Source organism: Mesorhizobium sp. M7A.F.Ca.US.005.03.1.1, from assembly GCF_003997975.1.
In the GTDB taxonomy this organism is placed as follows: Bacteria; Pseudomonadota; Alphaproteobacteria; order Rhizobiales; family Rhizobiaceae; genus Mesorhizobium; species Mesorhizobium ciceri.
Genome location: NZ_RZRO01000206.1, coordinates 1 through 1,984, shown reverse-complemented (window position 1 = coordinate 1,984; position 1,984 = coordinate 1). Strand labels below are relative to the sequence as shown.

At 62.0% G+C, this 1,984-nt stretch carries 3 protein-coding genes and 2 pseudogenes; 4 read left to right on the top strand and 1 reads right to left on the bottom strand.

The features are described from left to right. Window positions 1–231 precede the first annotated feature (231 nt). Entirely contained in the window at window positions 232–429 is a 198-nt protein-coding gene (locus EN990_RS35150; RefSeq protein ID WP_013531006.1) for a hypothetical protein, read from the top strand. A 28-nt stretch (window positions 430–457) separates the two neighbouring features. Here the strand turns inward: EN990_RS35150 and EN990_RS35145 are convergent, their stop codons facing one another. Then, entirely contained in the window at window positions 458–937 is a 480-nt protein-coding gene (locus EN990_RS35145) for an Lrp/AsnC family transcriptional regulator (protein WP_013531005.1), read from the bottom strand. An 89-nt stretch (window positions 938–1,026) separates the two neighbouring features. Between EN990_RS35145 and EN990_RS35885 the strand changes: the two are divergent. The 3 genes and pseudogenes from EN990_RS35885 to EN990_RS35135 all read left to right on the top strand — a co-directional run. After that, a pseudogene (locus tag EN990_RS35885) lies at window positions 1,027–1,461 on the top strand (EamA family transporter); the annotation flags it as partial. Between the two features lies 1 nt (window position 1,462). After that, window positions 1,463–1,591 (top strand): annotated as a pseudogene (locus tag EN990_RS36530) (histidine kinase dimerization/phosphoacceptor domain -containing protein); the annotation flags it as partial. An 18-nt stretch (window positions 1,592–1,609) separates the two neighbouring features. Continuing rightward, window positions 1,610–1,984, top strand: a 375-nt coding sequence (locus EN990_RS35135; RefSeq protein ID WP_245469244.1) for a sensor histidine kinase, incomplete at its 3' end; no start/stop codon positions are given.

The following is a 1,984-nucleotide window of genomic DNA, read 5'->3' as shown; positions in this document are numbered from 1 at the left end:
ATGCCGACACGTCTCGTTTCCGGCTTCAAAGCCACACCGGCGATCTAAAATCGCAGAACCTTGCCGTCGACCGGCGGCGGCGCTTGAAGCGATGCGGCGCCCTCGTTAACCTTACCAAGGTTTTAACGGGAACAAGCCATTTGAGCCGTTGCGCGACTCAGCGGGCCGGTCGAAAACGATCTGCATCGAGGTAGCGACACGGGCGGCGCGGCGCCGGTTCGAGGAAAGTGCATGAAAACCGACATCAAGGTCGAGGTGGACAGGTTGGCTGCCGATCCGCGCATCACCGACTACGATTTCTGGCGCTCGCTCAAGAACGTCAACAATGAGATCTTCCACATCGCCAACAACAACGAGCCGATTCCGTTCGACATGATCCGCTGGCGCGCCATCCTGAAACAGGCGCGCATGAAGCGCGGCCACGCATAAGGTCCTCGAACGGAACAATCCCCGCAGGTCAAGCCTGGCGCCTCAACGCCGCCAGGGCCGAACGCGCCACCACCGGCGAGGACTGGATGATAGCCGTGTTGGTCATCGCGTAGGGAATGATGCGGTCGATCACCCGCTCGAGGTCGACCACCGACCCGACATGCGCCAGCGCGATGAAACAATCCTCTCCGGTTACGCGGTCGCATTGCACGATCTCCGGCAGTTCGCGGATGATCTCGGCCACGACGGCCAACTGCCCCGGCACTGGCCGGATGCGCAGCCATGCCGACAGCGGCAGGCCGAGTGCCGTCGGGTTGATCCTGACCGAATAGGCCTCGATGACGCCGCTTTCCTGCAGCCGCTTGATGCGCTCAGCCACACTCGGTGCCGACAGGCCCACCGAGCGTGCCAGCTCCGCCGTGCTGGTGCGCGCGTCCTTTTCCAGCAGGCGCAGGATCTTCATGTCGGCGGCATCGAGATCGGCGCTTTCAGTTCGAAGGCGCTTCATGGAAAACTCCTTTATTCCGGGAGAAAGATAGCCGAAATAGCTAATCATCATCTATATAAATAGGCAAATCTGCCTGCGATACTGATCCGATGGATGATCAAACGCAAGCTCTCGCGGCGACCCCTGCCCCGGGCAACTTCACCCTGGGCAAGCTAACGGAAAAACTGCCGCCGCATGTCTGGTTCGGCGTCAGCGCCGTCTTCCACTATCTCGGGCCGGCCTTCGCCGTGCTGCTTTTCCCGCATGTCGGCGTGCTCGGCATGGCGTGGCTGCGCATCGCCACGGCAGCACTCATCTTCGCACCCCTGACCCGTCCATGGCGAAGCTTCGCACGCGCCGATCGCACGACGCGGCTGCTGTTGCTGGCCTTCGGCGCCTGTCTGGCGGTGATGAACTGTTCGTTCTACCTGGCGCTCGACCGACTGCCGATCTCGCTGGTGGCGGCGATCGAATTCGTCGGCATCATCGGCGTCGCGGCGATCGGCCTCAGGAGCACGCGCAATCTCGCCGCCCTTGCCATCGCCGATGATCTCTTCCCTCATCATTATGCAGCGGCGGACCATACGGGACGAAGCGATCAGGCGTTCGTTGACCACCATGCTGGAGCGCATCGAAGCCCTGAGCACGGTGCATCGGCGGCTTTATCAGTCGAAGGACGTCAGCAAGTTCGATGTGGCGGATTTCGCCAAGGATCTGGTGACAGACCTGCTGACGGCGTCGGGGCGCTCTGAGATCAGTCCGGCTCTCGACCTGGAACCGATCGTCATTTCCGCGGAAAAGGCAACGCCCGTCGCTCTGATGGTCAACGAACTCGTCACCAATGCTCTGAAGCATGCCTTCAAGTCCAAGCCCGACGGAATGTCGGCCGGCCGCCTGGGCATCAAAATGAGCCAGCCCGACGGCCACTTGAATATCGAGGTGTCGGACGACGGCGTCGGCATGGCCGACGCCAACGGCGATGCCTCGTTCGGCATGCGGCTGATCAAATCGCTCGCCCGCCAGTTGCATGCCGAGATCGAATGGCGCGACACCGGCCCCGGCACGAAG